Source organism: Phormidium tenue FACHB-1050 (genome assembly GCF_014696925.1).
In the GTDB taxonomy this organism is placed as follows: Bacteria; Cyanobacteriota; Cyanobacteriia; order Pseudanabaenales; family Pseudanabaenaceae; genus Pseudanabaena.
Window position 1 is genome coordinate 36,101 of the sequence record NZ_JACJQY010000027.1, and the last position, 17,462, is coordinate 53,562.

The following is a 17,462-nucleotide window of genomic DNA, read 5'->3' on the forward strand; positions in this document are numbered from 1 at the left end:
GCGCAAAGCGCCCTTTCTCTTTACAATCCTGCAAACCATTCATATCCCTCATCTACCCAGTACCCTCGCCGTTGTTGAACAAGATCATTGGTAAAGGTCACGCGAATTACCCATTTTGATTGCTTGTAACCAAGCTTAATCGGAGAAGCTAAGCGCAAAGGTGCGCCATTCTCAATTGGAATATCTTGACCATTCTTTTGATAAGCAAGTAAAGTTTGCGGATGTAAAGCTGAAGCAATATCCCAACTCTCATAATAATTATCGGCAGATTCAAAATAGACGTAACGCGCTCCTGCTTTGGGTTGGACTAACTTCGCTAAATCGTATAAACGCACCCCTCCCCATTGCACGATCGCTGCCCAACCTTCCACACATACATGGCGAATTACCATTGATATTAAAGGCAGCGATCGCACATCGTTCATGCTCAATTGCATAGGATTATTTACCGCTCCATCTACTATCAATTTAAAAGAACTGGGATTGATTACAGGTGTGGTATCAAAAGAATTAATCAATAAAGCATTAGGCTCAATTGCACTAGTGGGATATTCTGGGGCAGGAGTCTTCGCTTGAAAAATCAACTCTTCAATGCTTTGATTGAGCGGTTCAAATAAAGAGCGAACTTTGTCTGATTGTTGATTGAGTGGCTTAAAAATCGGACTAACTCTAGAACTAGAATCACCACAACTACATAATAGTAAGCCCATGCCCGATAAACTCGCATATTGCACTAACTGACGACGAGAAAATCGATGATGCTGATATTTATCAAATTGCATTTTTGTCATCCTAATCAATTTCTTGCGTAATTCTTTCAAAAGCTAAAAACTAAAAGCTATTAGCTAAATAAACATTGAGCGAATCATTTTTAAACCACCCACTTTAAAGGATAGAAAGATATGAGCGATCGCAAAAATCAGCACAATTGGAATTGTTAGAAAATGAGCAACACGGAGATTTTGCCAACTACCAAATAATCCTGAAATCCATGCAAACTGTACAGGTTTGTACATGCATAACCCAGAGAGAATAGCTAACAGCAGAATGGGAATGATTGCAGTATAAGCAAGACGATGCCAAGCATAATTTTTGCGCTTAGGATTTTTGGCTTGGAGCGCTTGAATATCTTTGTCAGAAGCAAAACGATGCTTCCATCGGCGCGTGATAAAAATATAAATGCCATAGATGAGTAAACTCATGGAGAAAAGCCACATGGAAGCAAAATGCCAATTGCGACCTGCACCTAGCCATCCACCCAAGAGTAACTCTTTAGGAAAACGCCATCCTGCACGGCCTCCAAATACAGGATTAGCATTATAAATTTGCAACCCACTGGCTGTCATTAGTATTAGCGCAATCAGATTAATGAAATGGAATGACTTCACAAATATGGCTTGTTTGGGAGCGGGAGCAGTTTTTGGACTCATAACAAGAACCTTGATTTAGTGGATTTTGGTTGCTAATTGTCGTAGGAAGCTATTTTTTGGTGAGGCGAAGCCGCACCAAAAAATAGCTTCCTACAGATCAAATAATGGTGGGAAGAAAGGCGCTAACCAAAGTTGAATTTTGACATCCCAGCCCAGAATAATGGCGATCGCAGTCATGGAGATCAGCAAGCCACCGATTTTCTGTAAAAGCTGACTGTGAGAACGTAACCGCAAAAAAGACTTACTAAAATATCGGCTAGCATAAGCGATGATCAACATCGGAATACCTGCGCCAAGTCCGTAGAATAATAATAGAATGAAAGCACTAAAAACCTGCTGCTCGGCAACAGCTAAGACGAGAATACTACCTAACACTGAACCCGCACAGGGAGTCCATAACAAACCTAGTTGAGAACCTAAAAGGAATTCCCCAATTAGGTTTACTCTATTTGTATGCTTAAACTTAGGCAGTGGCAACTTGGATAGCAACAGATAATTTAACTTCGGGAAAATTGAGAGAATACCTAAAATCAATAGGAATGCGATCGCCATAATCCGTATGAAATTTGCTAAATCTGTCAGCCAGATGCTAGCAACGCCAAGCAAACTGCCTGCGATCGCAAATCCACTCATAGTTCCTGCGACCAAGGCAACGGGGCCATAGCGATGGGTTTGGAGCGATCGCCCAATCAGGATGGGTAAAATGGGCAAAATACAGGGCGAAAAAGCCGTCAATAAACCACCCAAAATCGCTAAGGCGATCGCTAAAGGAGTGAGTCCCATCGCGGTTATCCCAATAATTGTTTGATTGTTTGTTCTGTTTGCGTATAAGCGCCTTCGCCGATGTGATCATATCGTAATTTGCCTTCGCGATCGGCTAAATAAAGATGCGGCCAATATTCATTCCCATAGGCTTTCCAAGTCTTGAACTCGTTATCCAGAGCCACTGTGTAGTTAATACCATGTTTCTGCATGGCATTTTTGATGTTATTGACATCACGTTCAAAGGCAAACTCTGGTGTATGCACACCGATTATCTTTAAGCCCTTAGCAGCATACTGTTTATGCCATCGCGTCACATAGGGCAATGTGCGTTGACAGTTGATACAGCCAAAAGTCCAAAACTGAATCATCACAACACTTCCCTTTAAATCTTGAATTGACAGAGGATTGGAATTTAGCCATTGGGAAATCCCTTGGAATTCTGGTAGTTGTTGACTACTCGAATTAGCAGAAGCGATCGCCTCATCAGGATTATTGGATTTAGGAAGATCAGACACAGGAACTATTTCTATGGAGATTTTAGGATTAATTGGGTTAGAGATTTTTGAAGAACCAATTTGAGTGGCGATCGCTGTACTTCCTAATCCCAAAACCCCTAAACCTGCATAGGTTAACAATCGACGACGACGCAATAAACTCTTGTCCATACTAGCCTCAAGACAAAGGAGCAAACCCGAAAGTAGCATTAAACTTACGACACCAAACCGCTATGGATTGGTAATTGTCGATCTGAATATCCTTAGGAATTTCATAGCGTTGCTTCCCATTGAAACTCTTGAGGGGAGCAATCAATGCATAGTCTCCTTCAGCGATCGCATAGTCAGGTGGCTTGGACACGTTCAGAATATTTGGCGATCGATGCAAAACCACAAATAGGTCTGGACCATTCTCTGAAGTCTTAAAAGTTTGGTCAAGTTCAATAAAATAGTTTCCATTTTCTTGAATAATACTTGCCTTGCCATTAGTGGTATGCTCACCACTGATAAAACTGCCAGATCGCAATTTGGTATTGGCTTTTGTATTGGTTTCTTTAGAAGCAGAGGCAATTGGTGTAGAACTTGCCTCTGCTTGAGAGCTTTTTGGGGCGTTGGTTGGGATAGAAGCACATCCCAACATCAAAACTACAGCCGCAGTAGCTAGACTCAAATTTTTAGTAATCATAAATAGATAGGTTTTTTGTTTGTAATTTACATTAGGAGCAATTCATCAATTGCTCCCCAAATTTTGTAATTAATCTGTAATTCTTAACTCAGTAAAGATGAAAACTAGACTATGGCTTAGGAGATTCAGCAGGTCTTCCATCCTTCATAGCATCGCTTTTCATCGCGTCATTCTTCATTGCATCACTCTTCATCGTGTCACTTTTCATGGCATCATTCTTCATGGCATCGCCAGACTTATCCTTCATGGCATCATTCTTCATGGTATCGCTTTTCATCGCGTCACTTTTCATGGCATCGTTCTTCATGGCATCATTCTTCATCGCATCGCCAGACTTATCCTTCATCGCGTCGCCTTTCATGGCATCATTTTTCATCGCGTCAGCAGGTTTGGTCTCGGGAGTAGATTGAGTGGCGGGAGTTGCTTCAGGTGTGGTGGATGTAGCGGAACATGAAACAATTCCAGCAGTCAAAGCCAAACCAGCAATAAGTCCAATAAATCTATAGTTCATTGTTGTAAGCTCTCTTCCAAAAAGTGATGTGAAGTAATCCTTTCGAGGTTTACTTATTGGATATACGGATGAGTTAGCTAATTGGATGAAGTAATTTTAAAGTTAGCTCTGCACTCAAGTGCGAGCTATAGCTGTCGCCAAGTGTATGAGGACATAAAACCCAAGAAGAGAATGGCGGCGCGAAGCGCCGCCATTCTCTTCTTGGGTTTTGCTTTTTTCCTAACACAATCGACGGCAGCTATAAAAGCTAAAACCCGTTGAAACGGATTGACTTGTTTTACAGCCATTACTGATCAAACGAACCACCAGAATTTTTGTAAGGGTTTTGCGAAGCTAAACCTTTACAAAAATTCTGCTGGTTTGGGTTTTATTTACCTAGTCATCTTTAGCTGACTTTAGCTTTTAGCCAAGAACTTGAGTTCTTGGCTAATTCAGTGCTAAACTTCTCCTTTCATTACCATTTCCCCTGTGGGTTCGGGCATATCTTGGTTTGGCTCAATCGTAATAATTAATGTTGTAGACTGCTTAAGAGCGCTAGCTAATGGAACCTTCATAAAGACTTTGCCTTGCTCATCAGGACGGAACTGAGCGCAATCAACCTTTTTACCATCAACGATCGCCCAAAGTCGATAACTATTTTCTTGGGGAATTTGCCTCAGATTCTGAATGCTGATCATCGCAGTTTTTTCAGTGGGCGCTATCATCACACTTCCAGAAGCCGCAGGAATTGCACCCATCCCTTTGAGCGAGATCATGCGATTGTCGGAACCTTGCAACATCGCAATTGTTGCGCTATGTTTTTGTAATTCGATTTGATTGGAGGCAATTTGTTGACGCATTTGATAATTGTCAAAACCAAGAGCAATTAGCGCGATCGCACCAATACTACTTAAACCAATCGCGGCTAATTTCCAGAGATTTCTACGGCGAGGCGATTGATTAATAATTGGTGTTAAGGGATTGCTTAAGGAGTCTATCGATGGATCTAAGGGATCTGTTAACAGATTCTCAACGGTTATCGGGATAGCTTGCGACGCAATGCGATCGCGTAGATTTTTATCTGGATAAGTTTCGCTCAAGCCCAGAGGCAGCATTGCTAACGTTTCTTGAAAGTGATCAATTTTTGTGACTATTTCTGGATGCTCTAGGATAATTTTATGCATCTCGATAACTTCTTCAGGATCAAGATCTCCCAATACATATCCTGCTAATAGTTCTTCCCATTCATGGGGATATTTATTTTGTGGTGTAGTCATAATCACTCCAACGTATCCTGCAAACATTCTCTCAGTCGAATCAATCCATTTCGCGCCCAAGACTTGACTGTCCCCAATGGAGTACCTAGCATTTTAGCAATTTCAGATTGGCTAAGTCCATCAAAATATGCCATTTCTAATACTTGACGATGTTTGTCAGGTAACTTGGCTAGGGCTAATTTTACTTTTTCTGAACGTTCGGCTAGTGACGCATTTTCCATGAGAGATGAGGTTCTGATGTCGAGTTCTGAAGCAATTCCCTGTTCCCATTTTTGGAGATGTTGCTGTTGCGATCGCGTTTTACGAATGCGGTCAATCGCTCGCGATCGGGTCAAGACTGTCAAAAAAGTGGCGATCGAACCTCGCTTATTGTCGTAAGTACTATTGCGACTGAGCAAAATGAAGATCTCTTGGGTGAGGTCTTCCGCTTCTTGGGGACTGCCTAAGATCCTTAATGATAGGCGGTAAACCAACTCACCGTAGCGATCATAGAAGATGCCAAAAGCTTGACTGCTTCCCGATCGCCAAGCTTGCAGTATTTCTACATCGGGTTGCTCGGAGAGTTTCATAGCGAGAGTAAATACGCATCATTACTATACATACGCATCTTAAGCTGGAACGGATGAGTTATCAACCTTAGCTCTGCACTCAAGTGCGGGCTAAAAGCTCAAGTCTGCTGAAGCAGACTAAGGAATATTTCTACGCAACCCGTTAAAACGGGTTGATTTTGTTCAGTCATTTTCAGGCATCTTTAGATGACTTTAGCTTTTAGCCAAGAATTTGAGTTCTTGGTGACTTGTGTGTACACGGTAGCACTTGAGTGCGGGGCTAATCATACAAACTACAGTTATGGATTAACTTCTCGCTCTTGCCAATTTCCTTGCTCATCCCGTAGATAGATCCAGCGATTTTGGGGAGATCCGCGTAATTCGAGGCGATCGCATTCGGTGGGATTGAGCAAGAGTAAACAAAAAGTATCTAGTGGTTGGGAGGGATCGGGTGGTGCTATTTCTAGAAAATCAACTCTCGGCTCTCTGGGATGCGCCCATGTAAACTGGATTCTGGCGGCTTCTGAGAGAGATTGCCATGTCGATGTTCTCGCCTGTTGTAATTCTAAGTCTGGATATTTACTATCAATTAATAGCAGTTTGCCAAGTATCCGAAATTGGGATCGCGTTTTCGTGAAATACCAACTGACCTCCGCCCAAGGGTTAGCTTTAATTTGCTCAATCTTTTGACTGCGGGAGTCGGTAATGATTTTTAGACAATCTTGAAAGCGATCGCTATTTTCGAGAAACCCACGAAATACGACTGTCCGATTGCGAGGGCGCTGATCCAAATCAATCGTGGCAAGTTGCAAAAATCTTGCTTCGGGTTGGTTGCGGTGCTGATGTAAACTTCGAGCTAGATGCGATCGCCACATAAAACCATTTGGATGACTAATGAGAGGGTTAAGCTTGCCAAGCCACTTGTTATAGTCCGATGACTAAAACTGAGCCTTAACTTTAGCAGATGCGGCAAAAATCATAAAAATCACCCTACTAATATCGACTACGCTATAGCAAAAAAAGAGTTAACTACTACAAACCAAAACCCCAGAATCGAGTGGCGGCGCTTCGCGCCGCCACTCGATTCTGGGGTTTTATACCAATTCACGAAAATGTAGCAACACTTTTGTGAATTGAAAACCAAACCCAGTAAGGGTTTTAAAAACACAAAATGGCGTAGCCATTTTGTGTTTTGGTATTATGTCCCAAGTAAAACTTGCTTTGCTATATGAACCGATTTTGTGTAGTGTGGAGCCACACTACACAAAATCGGTTCTCTTTTAATTTTTTAAAAAGAGAAAAATGATGTAATTTACACCAATTTATCGATCGCTAAAAGTGTATGCAACAGAACATTCGCTCCTTGAGCGCATTGTTCAGGAGAAGTATATTCATCTTGAGAATGGCTAATACCATCACGACTTGGTACAAAAATCATCGCCATATCCGTAAAGCGACCAATCTCTTGTGCGTCATGTCCTGCACGACTGGGTAGATAGTCATAACTAAGTTTGAGTTCTTGGCAAACATTGGCGATCGCCTCCATCAGCTCAGGTTTAGCTGGAGTTGGTAGTACATGAAGTTTCTGCTCAATGCTAATTTCTGTACCTGTGATTCGAGCGATCGCATCACATTCTTTTTCAATCTGATCGATTAAATATAGGAGATTTTCTTCGGAGAGGTCACGCAAATCAATACTCATATCCACTCGCGCAGGCACAACATTAGTAGCATTAGGTGACACTGTCATATGTCCCACTGTTGCAACTTGTTCACCTTCTGTTTCAACACCGAGACGATTGATGGCGAGGACGAGTTGAGAAGCCGCCACAAGAGCATCTTTTCGCATATGCATCGGTGTTGTCCCTGCATGATTTGGGCGACCGATAATTGTCACCATGAAGCGATATTGACCGACAATCCCTGTCACCACACCGATTTGTTTATCCAATGCTTCCAGTACACCACCTTGCTCCACATGGAGTTCGATAAAAGCGGCGATCTCATGGCGATCGCGTTTGGCGGTATGCAGCTTTTCCCAATCACCACCAACATTTTTTAAGCAATCTTGAATTGACGTGCCATCTTTGCGGCGGTAACGCTCAGGATCAGTAGGTGCATTGCCTGCGATCGCTTTACAGCCAATCACACTATTTTCTTCGTCAGAAAAAACTATTACCTCAAAGGGATGACGCAACCGCACCTGATTTTCCTGCAACACTCGCGCCACTTCGACTCCCGCCAAAACGCCCAAGCAACCGTCGTAGCGTCCTGCAACGGGTACGGTATCGATGTGAGAGCCTGTCGCCAAAGCTGCTTCTGATTCTGTTCCAGCATAAGTACCAATAATGTTTCCAACTGCGTCACTACGCACTGACATTCCAGCTTCTTGCATCCAAGATGTCACTAATGCGCGTGCTTGAATGTCTTCTTTTGAAAAAGCGAGCCGACATACCCCACCATTGGGCAACCTGCCAATTTCTGCAAGCTCAGCAAGACTGCGAGCAAGCCGATCGCAATTGATCGCGAGTTTGGGGAGTAGCGCTATCATGTCTCAGATTATTCCTTGAAGATATATTAAGTACTAGCTTATGAATACAATATACTGTATACACATACTTATGATTAATATACGTTTTATTTCTCGCCACTGCCGTTTTTAATTCACAAAAGTGTTGTCACATTTTTGTGAATTAAAAACTAGACACCGTAAGGCTTTTAAAAATACGAAATGGCGTTGCCATTTTGTATTTTGATATAACGTACATTTGTAGCCAAAAAACTAGAAAAGTGTAGCGGTGTAGGGTATTGCAACGACCTTTTGGGTTTTGAAGCTTCAATAAAATAGCGATCGCTATATTTTAAAAATCTCGGAACAATGGTTTTAAGTCCTTTGTCTGTAGAGACATTGATCGTCACAGTCATTGCTGTAAGGCAAACTTTAATCCAAATTAAATAAAATTCTCATAATTTAGGCTGATATGTTTATGGTCAAAATCGTAGAGAATTATTCATACAGATTTTAGGAGATTTCTGATTGTTGCTCTCTTCACCTCGTCCCATCCAACGCTCTCAATCGTTACGTGAGCAAACCTATCAGGTTTTGCGCTCAGCTATATTGTCAGGGGAATTTTTAGCTGGTTCACGTTTAGTAGAGACCCAAATTGCAGAAAAATTACAAGTTAGCCGTACTCCAATCCGTGAAGCACTACAACAGTTGCAGCAAGAACAACTTGTAGTTGCTGATGAAAATGGCAACCTGCGTGTGGTTAGTTTTTCAACGGCTGATGCCAAACATCTCTACCGTTGTCGCTTGGTACTGGAGCAAGAATCAGTACTAGAGGCTTGCAAAAATGCCACTAGTGAGCAATTGGCTAAAATCGATTTGGCAGTTCAACAGGCCGAAAAAGCGATCGCCCAGCAACCAAATCAACTCACTAGTTACCAATTACTACATATCGATTATCAATTTCATCGGGCGATCGCGGAATGTTCTGGTAATCCTTGGTTAGCACTTTTGCTGGATCAGCTATTTGACAAGATGGCTCTATTGCGGATGCAGACTGTGCAGCAAAATCTCAAGGTTTTAGAGATCCGCTCAGAGCATCGTCAAATTTATGATGCGATCGTGCAGCGTGATCATAAAAAAGCTTTGGAAGCGCTCACCAATCATTTAATGTCCAGTCAAGCCAGAGTTATTCTCGAAATCGAGCAATTACGAAATCAACAGAGCTAATCAACAAAGCTAAAGCTATGACCCAAACTTTATCGCCAAGAACTATCCTTCCAGTGACGACCTTCGAGGCTTTTATTGATTGGCTTCCTGAAAATTCTGGAGTACGGTACGAATTACATAATGGAAATATTACGGAAATGCCGCAACCCGTAGGAGAACATGAAGAAGCTAAAGGCTTTTTAAATGTAGAAGTTGCCTTTGAAATTAAACGACTAGGTTTGTCTTACGTTATTCCCAGTCAAACTTTGGTCAGACCTGAAGGCAAAGATTCGGGCTACTTGCCAGATGTATTAGTGCTGAATCGCGACAATTTGGTTAATGAAAAATTATGGAAAAAAGAGTCTGTTATCGGTAATGGTGCGTCCATACCTTTGGTAATTGAAATTGTTTCAACCAATTGGCGAGATGATTACTATTTAAAATTTGCTGATTATGAGGAAATGGGAATTCCTGAGTATTGGATTGTTGACTATGCAGCTTTAGGTGGACGTAAATTTATTGGTAATCCCAAATTACCGACTATCTCTGTTTGTAATTTAGTGGATGGCGAATATCAGGTTAGTCAGTTTCGTGATGCCGAGCGTATTGTTTCTCAAGCCTTCCCCGAATTAACGCTCACCGCTAACCAAATTTTTCAAGCTTCAAGCTCAACTGTATTGGATATCCTTTGAATTTGTAACTAAAACAAAATGACACAAACAAATGCACCAAGCCTAATTTTGTGATTTGAGTAATTAGTACTAGAATCTTTTAAGCTTAAGTAAGCTTGAGATACTGTTCGTTACAAATCAATGGATGGGGCAATGGACGAGTTAAGCAATGTTCTGGAACTGGCGACCGATGAGGAGTTATACCAAATAGCGGATATCCTCTTTCGGCGCAAGTTCAATCCCCTTGACTATTTTGCTACTCCGCCAGTTAAGGAATTACAAAGCTGGGATCGTGATGAACTAATTGAAGCGATCGCTAAGCGTTTTCGATTTCTAGCTGCCGATGGATTGACGGTTTTACGACGCAAAACTAGCAATGTCAGCTATCGCGAAGTCCTAGAGCGCGTATGTCAGCATCTGAATATTAAATATTCCAAAAATCAAACTATTGAAGAGATCGAATCAGAATTATTCCTGAATTTAATTAGCAACTCGTGGAAAAAACTTTCGCCTCAAGAGCGATCGACCATTGATGATTCGATGCAAGCCGCGCTCACAGAGTCAGATTTGCAAAAGTCTTTGCCCCTTGACGCTCAGCGTAACCCGATGAGTTTGCTAGTCAAAGGTGGCAGCGCGATCGCCGTTAGTACGGTGATTCGTTCGGCGGTACTCACAGCGATCGCTCGACAAATGGCATGGCATTTTGCGTCTTACCAAGTTGGTTACGAGGTGCTTAAGGCTGGTGGTACAGCGATCGCTACAAGATTAAACGCCTATGTATCAACATATTTAGCAAAACGCGGTATGGCAGTTGCGGCAACGCAATACACGGCAGCGCGGACTGTATTTTCGGTGATTACACCTGCGCTGTGGGGTTTGTTTTTTGCAGATCTAGGCTGGCGGGCGATCGCCACTAATTACGGACGGATTATTCCTGCCATCTTCATCGTTGCTCAAATAAGATTACTAAGAATGTCTTAAACAAAAAGAAACGCGCTACGCGCGTTTCTTTTTGTTTAAGACTACAATAGAGAATATGTTACGGATTGTTAAGAGAAATCCTGTATGACTATCTCATCTGCTCAAAGCATTCAAATTCCTGACTCTCAATCTCTCAACGGGGAAAGTATTTCCGCGTGGAATCGTATCGAAGAACCAATGTGGCAGGGCAGCGAAGCTGATATTCGTAAAGGTTTGCCCTTTAATTTACTGTCTCCCACTTGGCAAATGTTCTTGATGGGCGATGGAGCGCCGACCAGACATTTACAACTACTAACTCAATCGGATATCTCGGTTGAAGTGCTTGCGATGACGAATATTGGGGACGATGATGATAATGCGCCTTCGGATATTTCATTGATTGCTTCGCCACGGATTCGCCGCCAAATCTTTTTGCGATCGCAACAAACGGGGGAAATCTTCTCCCATGCGACATCTTGGTGGTCAGAGGCGGCAATGCAAAAATATTTAAAAGATCCGTCTCTACCGATCTGGGTCAGCCTCAACCAAAAATATACCGAGCTTTATCGCGATCTCAAGGGTATTTATAAGGGGGCTTGTCCTAATTTGGCGAAAGCATTTGGCTATCCTGAGGTTGATACCTATTGGGCTAGACATTATTTGTTATGGCATGGTGGCGAACCGATCACCATGCTCTATGAAATTTATTCACCAGCGATCGGTAAATATCTCGGCTCCAGTAGCCTTTAAGAATAAACCAAGCTTTGCGAGTGGTTTATTCTTAAAGCAATTACTCATCAAACGAACCACAAGAAAATTTTTAAAAGCGTTGCGAAGCAACGCTTTTAAAAATTTTCTTGGTTTGGATTTGAGCGCAAAGCGCTGTTATAATCGCAGTCTGTAGCGACTCGGTGACTGCATTGATTGCCATTTATCCAGGTAGTTTCGATCCGATTACCTTTGGGCATCTTGATATTATTAAACGCGGCAGTCATCTGTTTGATCGCGTGATTGTTGCCGTTTTACGCAATCCTAATAAAAATCCTCTATTTACTATGGAGGAGCGGATGCTTCAGATCCGTGAAGCGACGCAGCACTTAAATAATGTGGATGTTGATACCTTTACGGGATTAACTGTTACCTATGCTCATCTCAAGCAAGCACAGGTTTTAATTAGAGGATTACGCGCAGTTTCTGATTTTGAGTTGGAATTGCAAATGGCGCATACCAATAAGACTTTGGCAAATGATATCGAGACAGTTTTTTTATCTACTTCTAACGAATATAGTTTTTTGAGTAGTAGCGTAGTGCGTGAAATTGCCCGTTTTGGCGGTGAAATTGGACATTTAGTCACGCCAGAAGTAGCGATCGCCTTAAGACACAAATTTCAGCAGAGCTAACTGCTATAAAATAGATTAAGGAGCTAATTCGCATTATTTTGCGTCAAGAATCATGCAAACTTAATCAGCGTTGAAGAGCAAAATTATGAAAATTCCAAGTTTAAGCAAAAGTACTTGGTTTGGGTTGGTGGCATCGGCAGTTATCGGTGGTTCTGGGGCGGCGGTGTTAGTACATGGCACTTTTAATAATCAGCCTAATCCCCAATCATCAGCCCCAGCTTCGGTCAACCAAGTAACCCAATCGCCCTCTGCAACTAGAGCCGTTGATGGGCAATTAGCAGTGTACTGGATTGAGTCTAGTAAAAATAAACTGATCGCTGTACCGATCGCCGTTAAAGCTAAAAGCAATGACGAGGCGATCTCTTCAGTAATTAACATGTTGATTACCGAAAAACCACCTGAAACCGAACTTTACAGTGCTATTCCTGAAAGCACGAAAGTCTTAAGTTCAACATCAAAAAACAAGGAAATTCGCATTAATTTATCCCAAGATTTCACTAAAGGTGGTGGCTCAGCTTCGATGCAGGGAAGGATCATTCAGGTTTTATACACTGCCACGACTTTAGAACCTGATGCGAAAGTTTATTTGTCCGTTGAAGGTAAACCATTAAAATATATCGGCGGTGAAGGTTTAGAAGTACCTCAGCCAATGACCCGCAAAGATTTCGCCCTAGAGTTTTAGTAATGCTTCGCATCTCCGTGCTTAGTCCTAATTTTAGTTAATTATGTTGCCAATCAACTTGCCTGATATTGACAGCCTTAGCCTCATTGAGCAAGTTTCTCAAATGGTGGTAGTTCGCACCTGTGGAATGCTTTACGATCATCAGATCCAGTATCCGCAGTGGGAGTTGAACAACACAAAATTACAAACTCTGATTAGTGAATATGGAGTTGGCGGTGTAATTTTACTCGGAGGTAGTGCGCCAGAAATTGCCCTTAGAACCCAGCAGATGCAGTCGTGGGCTAAGATTCCGTTGTTGATTGCTGCTGATATTGAGGAGGGTGTAGGACAACGCTTTAGTGGTGCAACATGGTTCCCACCACCGATGGCTTTGCAATCAGTTTCGATGAAATATGCGGAGGCGATGGGCAAAATTACTGCCGAGGAAGCCTTGGCGATTGGACTCAATTGGGTGCTTGCACCGATTGTTGATGTCAATAACAATCCTGACAATCCTGTTATTAATGTGCGAGCTTTTGGGATTACTGTCGGCGAAGTGATGGGAGCAACGCGAGGATTCATCGCAGGAGCCAAGCAATATCCTGTGTTGACAACTGCCAAGCATTTTCCAGGACATGGCGATACATCGGTAGATTCGCATTTACAAACACCAATGATCCCCCACGATCGCCAGAGATTTGAGAATGTGGAGTTTCCGCCATTTATCAATGCGATCGCGGCGGGAGTGGATGCAATTATGAGCGCACATATTTTAGTGCCAGCCTTTGATCGTCATAATATCGCCACCTTGTCACACCATATTATTACGGGAATTTTGCGGAACGAGTTAGGCTTTGAGGGACTAATTACCACCGATGCGCTAATTATGTCAGGTGTGGCGAATTTGGGTAGCCCTGAAGCGATCGCTGTCCAAGCTGTAAAGGCTGGCGTGGATATTTTGCTAATGCCTATCGACCCGATCGCCACAATTCATGCAATCTGCGAAGCTGTGGAATCAAAGGAAATAGATCGCGATCAAATTCGAGCCTCAGTTCAAAGGATATGGAAAGCGAAACAAAAAGTTTGTGGTATTTCTCCTAACCTCAAAAAATTAGGTAATCCGCTGAATCTAGGAATTGCCAAATCGATCGCCACAAAATCAATAAATGTTTATTCCTCCATCCCAAATTTGCAATCTAGTACTGTCAAAGAACGCATCGAAGCAAATTATCTGAACTTAATTATTGTTGATGATCCGTTAACTTGTGAAGAATTTCTCAACTCGCGATCGCCTGCGGTGTTACTGCCAAAGAACAAAGGCTATCAGCGTATAGTGGCGGATGGATTGACCTTGGCAAATCTAAAATATGACCAATTCTCTCAAATATTTATCCAAATCTTTAGTCGGGGTAATCCATTTCGTGGCAACACCAATCTGCATGAAAAAATTCAAATTTTAGTGACAGAGCTGACATTAGAACATAAATTGCAAGCAGTAGTTCTCTATGGCAGTCCCTACTCACTAGATCGATTGTTGCCTCTATTACCAATCCAAATGCCTTGGGGTTTCGCCTATAGTCAACAGCCAGAGTCACAGGAAGCTGTTTTACAAAAATTGGGTTTTGAACAAAGCTAAATATGGCAACTTTATTGAGATTGATCTTGAGGTTTGTGTTGATTGCTGCCCTCACTTCATCAACATTATTGGCTTGCAATTCTTTGATGTTTAATAATTTGTCATCGACAAGTGATCCCTTAGCAAGTCAAACAGACAAAAAAACATTGCCACCGATTTCTCCCATAGCGACTAAAGATAGTGAGCCAGAGCGTATTCCTGATGCTCCTTATGTACAAACGCCGCCAGAAGTAGTGCTAAAAATGCTGGAAATGGCAAAGGTTAATAAGAATGATGTTGTTTATGATCTGGGAAGTGGTGATGGTCGAATTGTGATTACTGCGGCCCAGAAATTTGGAGCAAAGGCGATCGGTATTGAGATTGATCCTGAGTTAATTAGGGAATCAGATCGAGAATCAAAAGCCGTGATCGCCCAAACACCAGAAATTCGTGATCGCATTAAATTTATTAAACAAGATCTTTTTAAAGCTGATTTAAGTGACGCTACTGTAATTACACTTTATCTTCTACCACAGGCAAATCTACGAGTACGCTCTGAAATTTTGCCTAGATTAAAGAGAGGAACAAGAGTAGTTTCCCATGAATATGAATTAGGAGATTTACCTCCTGATCAAATTGAGAAAGTTAAGGTAGGCAATTACGAACATAGAATTTATCTATGGATTTTAGATAATTAGATTATCCTAAATATTTTCTGGATAAAGCCTTGTAATGTTTTTTATTGTTTTTTGTGTTAATCTTTTGTCACTCTTGTTCTAGCCAGTTTGTCCATTGAGAAATACAATATTTACCAAGATTACTCTAGTTGTAATTTCTCTAATTACGGCTGTTCCTGCTCAGGCTAATAGTAATCGTGTTTGTTCTGCCCAACTACAAAAAGAAGTAGAAAAAGTTGCTCAATCGCCTAAATTAAAACCAGCTCGAGTTGGTGTATATGTCCAAACTAATTCACCTAATCCCCAAACATTAGCTAATCTTGATGGCGATCGCTACTTCATCCCCGCCTCAAATGCCAAACTATTTGTAACGGCGATCGCTTTAAAAACATTGGGAGCTAACTATCAATTTGCGACACGTTTGATGTCAAATGATCTGCCAAACGCCAAAGGAGAACTAGAAAACGGACTATGGCTAATAGGATCAGGAGATCCTAGTTTTAACTCAGGGACTAACTTAAAATCATTAGTCAGCCAACTCAAGAAGAAAGGAGTAAAGCGGATCAATGGTGGCATTTGGACATTGACATCCCGTAGAGGCGCGGAATTTGCGGATAGCTGGGAATGGTCAGATCTACAACATTACTATGCGGCGATCGCCTCTCCTTTCACAATCAATGAAAACTCTCTCTATTGGACAGTTAGTCCCGATACTGCTGGAAAACCTGCCATCTTTACATGGGACAATCCTGAAATGGCTAGAGATTGGCGCGTCCAAAATCAAGCAACCACAGCTAGTGCAGATTCTCCCTATAGTTTAAAAGTTGAACGTCCCTATGGTCAGAATCTATTGATCATTACGGGGCAAATTCCTGAAGACTCAAGACCCGAACTCGGCGGGGTTGCTATTCCTGATCCTGAGGCTAATTTTCTAGATTTATTACGCCAAGAATTAACTGCTCAAGGTATTGAAGTCTCCTCAAATATCACTACTGTAGAAAAGCTTCCGCCCATCAAAGATCTAGCGATTAATCTTTCTCCACCAATCTCGCAATTAATTATTACCACCAACAAAGATAGTAATAATCTTTACGCTGAGTTGTTACTAAGAGCTTTAGGCGATCGCCTTCATGAAATTAGTCCCGATGACAGCGTTAGGGGCGGGATGATCGCTATTAACAAGTATCTACAGTCAATGAATATTTCAGCTACTCAAGTTTCTCTAGCTGATGGCTCTGGACTATCACGTCATAATTTAACTACACCAAAAGCGATCGTCCAACTTCTACAAACTGTTGCTGGCGATCGCAATTTCCGTCAATCCTTAGCGATCGCCAATGTTGATGGGACATTGACCAATCGATTTAAAAATACTTCAGCGCAAAGTCTACTTCAAGCCAAGACTGGAACACTATCAGGCGCAATTGTGTTGTCAGGCTACGCTAATCCTCAAAATTATCGCGAAGTTATTTTCAGTATCATCATTAATAACAGTAATCTTTCATCAAAAGAGTTACAAAAGTATGTCGATGAGATTGCCTTACTATTAACGCGCCTTGAAACCTGTGAATGAAAAACTGGTCTACTCAAAACAAATTCTTATTCATTGCTGCTTCATCTTTAACCATAGGAACTATTCTTGCAGTGATTATTTGGTCGATACAAGCCCCTTCGTCAACACCTTCATTTGAGACCAATCCTGCTCTATGTCCAACAATGACAGATAACTCAAGTAATTCTAGTAGTTTAATATTTCACCCGATCAAAGTTGTTGCCGAACCTTGGCGCGGTGAACATCATGTTTACTCTATCTTTGCTTTGCCTTTGCAATACAAAGACATCGACCTCTATTATCGTTCTCAGCTATTGGTTAAGGATAGTGATACGCCTTGGAAGGTTAAACTCACTGACGGACTTAGATATGGTGCAACCACTCCAGACAAGCATTTTCTCGTAATTGGATTTTTTCCTACTCGACTCACGCTCTGGTATTGGGTAAGTGGTCGATTTGGTGATCTCCAGCAACCCTGCAATTGGACGCTCCATCTTTTTCCCAACAAAAGCTAACATATAT

General features: G+C 41.9%; 20 protein-coding genes. 10 read left to right on the plus strand and 10 right to left on the minus strand.

All coding sequences use genetic code 11. The annotated features are described in order from the left end of the window. Positions 1 to 20: 20 nt before the first annotated feature. The 10 genes from H6G05_RS15885 to H6G05_RS15930 form a co-directional block, all read right to left on the minus strand. A complete protein-coding gene (locus H6G05_RS15885; RefSeq protein WP_190579237.1) occupies positions 21 to 782 on the minus strand; it encodes a molybdopterin-dependent oxidoreductase in 762 nt (253 codons plus the stop codon). A gap of 63 nt (positions 783 to 845) precedes the next feature. After that, positions 846 to 1,430, minus strand: a complete 585-nt coding sequence (locus H6G05_RS15890; protein ID WP_190579239.1) for a cytochrome b/b6 domain-containing protein — start codon at positions 1,428 to 1,430, stop codon at positions 846 to 848. 90 nt (positions 1,431 to 1,520) lie between these two features. After that, on the minus strand, positions 1,521 to 2,213 hold the full coding sequence (locus H6G05_RS15895; RefSeq protein ID WP_190579240.1) for a cytochrome c biogenesis CcdA family protein: 693 nt from the start codon (positions 2,211 to 2,213) through the stop codon (positions 1,521 to 1,523). Positions 2,214 to 2,218: 5 nt separating this feature from the next. Beyond that, complete coding sequence (locus H6G05_RS15900; protein ID WP_190579242.1) at positions 2,219 to 2,860, minus strand: thioredoxin family protein; 642 nt, start codon at positions 2,858 to 2,860, stop codon at positions 2,219 to 2,221. A gap of 7 nt (positions 2,861 to 2,867) precedes the next feature. Further along, the gene (locus tag H6G05_RS15905) at positions 2,868 to 3,374 is read right to left on the minus strand and encodes a DM13 domain-containing protein (protein WP_242025572.1); all 507 of its coding nucleotides are present in this window, start codon (positions 3,372 to 3,374) and stop codon (positions 2,868 to 2,870) included. Positions 3,375 to 3,483: 109 nt separating this feature from the next. Next, positions 3,484 to 3,885: a pentapeptide MXKDX repeat protein gene (locus H6G05_RS15910; protein WP_190579244.1), complete on the minus strand. Its 402-nt coding sequence runs from the start codon at positions 3,883 to 3,885 to the stop codon at positions 3,484 to 3,486. Positions 3,886 to 4,322: 437 nt separating this feature from the next. Then, positions 4,323 to 5,141 carry an anti-sigma factor gene (locus H6G05_RS15915; RefSeq protein WP_190579246.1) on the minus strand — a complete coding sequence of 273 codons (819 nt, stop codon included), beginning with the start codon at positions 5,139 to 5,141 and terminating at the stop codon, positions 4,323 to 4,325. A 2-nt stretch (positions 5,142 to 5,143) separates the two neighbouring features. Continuing rightward, complete coding sequence (locus H6G05_RS15920) at positions 5,144 to 5,710, minus strand: sigma-70 family RNA polymerase sigma factor (RefSeq protein ID WP_190579248.1); 567 nt, start codon at positions 5,708 to 5,710, stop codon at positions 5,144 to 5,146. A gap of 278 nt (positions 5,711 to 5,988) precedes the next feature. Continuing rightward, positions 5,989 to 6,564 (minus strand): Npun_F5749 family FMN-dependent PPOX-type flavoprotein, encoded by a 576-nt coding sequence (locus H6G05_RS15925; RefSeq protein ID WP_190579250.1) that lies wholly within the window; start codon positions 6,562 to 6,564, stop codon positions 5,989 to 5,991. A gap of 437 nt (positions 6,565 to 7,001) precedes the next feature. Next, a complete protein-coding gene (locus H6G05_RS15930; protein WP_190579252.1) occupies positions 7,002 to 8,240 on the minus strand; it encodes a Zn-dependent hydrolase in 1,239 nt (412 codons plus the stop codon). Positions 8,241 to 8,726: 486 nt separating this feature from the next. Between H6G05_RS15930 and H6G05_RS15935 the strand changes: the two genes are divergently transcribed. From H6G05_RS15935 to H6G05_RS15980, 10 genes are all read left to right on the plus strand, one after another. Beyond that, complete coding sequence (locus H6G05_RS15935) at positions 8,727 to 9,425, plus strand: GntR family transcriptional regulator (RefSeq protein ID WP_190579254.1); 699 nt, start codon at positions 8,727 to 8,729, stop codon at positions 9,423 to 9,425. A 17-nt stretch (positions 9,426 to 9,442) separates the two neighbouring features. After that, positions 9,443 to 10,096, plus strand: coding sequence for a Uma2 family endonuclease (locus H6G05_RS15940; RefSeq protein WP_190579256.1), 654 nt, complete (start codon positions 9,443 to 9,445; stop codon positions 10,094 to 10,096). A gap of 132 nt (positions 10,097 to 10,228) precedes the next feature. Further along, positions 10,229 to 11,056, plus strand: a complete 828-nt coding sequence (locus tag H6G05_RS15945) for a YaaW family protein (protein WP_190579259.1) — start codon at positions 10,229 to 10,231, stop codon at positions 11,054 to 11,056. A gap of 84 nt (positions 11,057 to 11,140) precedes the next feature. Next, the gene (locus H6G05_RS15950; protein ID WP_190579261.1) at positions 11,141 to 11,785 is read left to right on the plus strand and encodes a chorismate lyase; all 645 of its coding nucleotides are present in this window, start codon (positions 11,141 to 11,143) and stop codon (positions 11,783 to 11,785) included. Between the two features lie 170 nt (positions 11,786 to 11,955). Then, complete coding sequence (coaD, locus tag H6G05_RS15955) at positions 11,956 to 12,435, plus strand: pantetheine-phosphate adenylyltransferase (RefSeq protein WP_190579315.1); 480 nt, start codon at positions 11,956 to 11,958, stop codon at positions 12,433 to 12,435. Between the two features lie 85 nt (positions 12,436 to 12,520). After that, positions 12,521 to 13,117, plus strand: coding sequence for a GerMN domain-containing protein (locus H6G05_RS15960; RefSeq protein WP_190579263.1), 597 nt, complete (start codon positions 12,521 to 12,523; stop codon positions 13,115 to 13,117). 43 nt (positions 13,118 to 13,160) lie between these two features. After that, positions 13,161 to 14,732: a glycoside hydrolase family 3 N-terminal domain-containing protein gene (locus H6G05_RS15965; RefSeq protein WP_190579265.1), complete on the plus strand. Its 1,572-nt coding sequence runs from the start codon at positions 13,161 to 13,163 to the stop codon at positions 14,730 to 14,732. Between the two features lie 2 nt (positions 14,733 to 14,734). Then, positions 14,735 to 15,409: a methyltransferase domain-containing protein gene (locus tag H6G05_RS15970; protein ID WP_190579267.1), complete on the plus strand. Its 675-nt coding sequence runs from the start codon at positions 14,735 to 14,737 to the stop codon at positions 15,407 to 15,409. Between the two features lie 94 nt (positions 15,410 to 15,503). After that, a complete protein-coding gene (dacB, locus tag H6G05_RS15975; RefSeq protein WP_190579270.1) occupies positions 15,504 to 16,961 on the plus strand; it encodes a D-alanyl-D-alanine carboxypeptidase/D-alanyl-D-alanine endopeptidase in 1,458 nt (485 codons plus the stop codon). Further along, positions 16,958 to 17,455, plus strand: coding sequence for a hypothetical protein (locus H6G05_RS15980; RefSeq protein ID WP_190579272.1), 498 nt, complete (start codon positions 16,958 to 16,960; stop codon positions 17,453 to 17,455). Before dacB ends, H6G05_RS15980 begins: the two co-directional genes overlap by 4 nt. Positions 17,456 to 17,462: the final 7 nt, after the last annotated feature.

What these genes read in the sequence shown, in the direction of transcription:
- H6G05_RS15885 (WP_190579237.1), bottom strand. Translation starts at nt 782, where the DNA reads ATGCAATTTGATAAATATCAGCATCATCGATTTTCTCGTCGTCAGTTA.
- H6G05_RS15890 (WP_190579239.1), bottom strand. Translation starts at nt 1,430, where the DNA reads ATGAGTCCAAAAACTGCTCCCGCTCCCAAACAAGCCATATTTGTGAAG.
- H6G05_RS15895 (WP_190579240.1), bottom strand. Translation starts at nt 2,213, where the DNA reads ATGGGACTCACTCCTTTAGCGATCGCCTTAGCGATTTTGGGTGGTTTA.
- H6G05_RS15900 (WP_190579242.1), bottom strand. Translation starts at nt 2,860, where the DNA reads ATGGACAAGAGTTTATTGCGTCGTCGTCGATTGTTAACCTATGCAGGT.
- H6G05_RS15905 (WP_242025572.1), bottom strand. Translation starts at nt 3,374, where the DNA reads ATGATTACTAAAAATTTGAGTCTAGCTACTGCGGCTGTAGTTTTGATG.
- H6G05_RS15910 (WP_190579244.1), bottom strand. Translation starts at nt 3,885, where the DNA reads ATGAACTATAGATTTATTGGACTTATTGCTGGTTTGGCTTTGACTGCT.
- H6G05_RS15915 (WP_190579246.1), bottom strand. Translation starts at nt 5,141, where the DNA reads ATGACTACACCACAAAATAAATATCCCCATGAATGGGAAGAACTATTA.
- H6G05_RS15920 (WP_190579248.1), bottom strand. Translation starts at nt 5,710, where the DNA reads ATGAAACTCTCCGAGCAACCCGATGTAGAAATACTGCAAGCTTGGCGA.
- H6G05_RS15925 (WP_190579250.1), bottom strand. Translation starts at nt 6,564, where the DNA reads ATGTGGCGATCGCATCTAGCTCGAAGTTTACATCAGCACCGCAACCAA.
- H6G05_RS15930 (WP_190579252.1), bottom strand. Translation starts at nt 8,240, where the DNA reads ATGATAGCGCTACTCCCCAAACTCGCGATCAATTGCGATCGGCTTGCT.
- H6G05_RS15940 (WP_190579256.1), top strand. Translation starts at nt 9,443, where the DNA reads ATGACCCAAACTTTATCGCCAAGAACTATCCTTCCAGTGACGACCTTC.
- H6G05_RS15945 (WP_190579259.1), top strand. Translation starts at nt 10,229, where the DNA reads ATGGACGAGTTAAGCAATGTTCTGGAACTGGCGACCGATGAGGAGTTA.
- H6G05_RS15950 (WP_190579261.1), top strand. Translation starts at nt 11,141, where the DNA reads ATGACTATCTCATCTGCTCAAAGCATTCAAATTCCTGACTCTCAATCT.
- H6G05_RS15960 (WP_190579263.1), top strand. Translation starts at nt 12,521, where the DNA reads ATGAAAATTCCAAGTTTAAGCAAAAGTACTTGGTTTGGGTTGGTGGCA.
- H6G05_RS15965 (WP_190579265.1), top strand. Translation starts at nt 13,161, where the DNA reads ATGTTGCCAATCAACTTGCCTGATATTGACAGCCTTAGCCTCATTGAG.
- H6G05_RS15970 (WP_190579267.1), top strand. Translation starts at nt 14,735, where the DNA reads ATGGCAACTTTATTGAGATTGATCTTGAGGTTTGTGTTGATTGCTGCC.
- H6G05_RS15980 (WP_190579272.1), top strand. Translation starts at nt 16,958, where the DNA reads ATGAAAAACTGGTCTACTCAAAACAAATTCTTATTCATTGCTGCTTCA.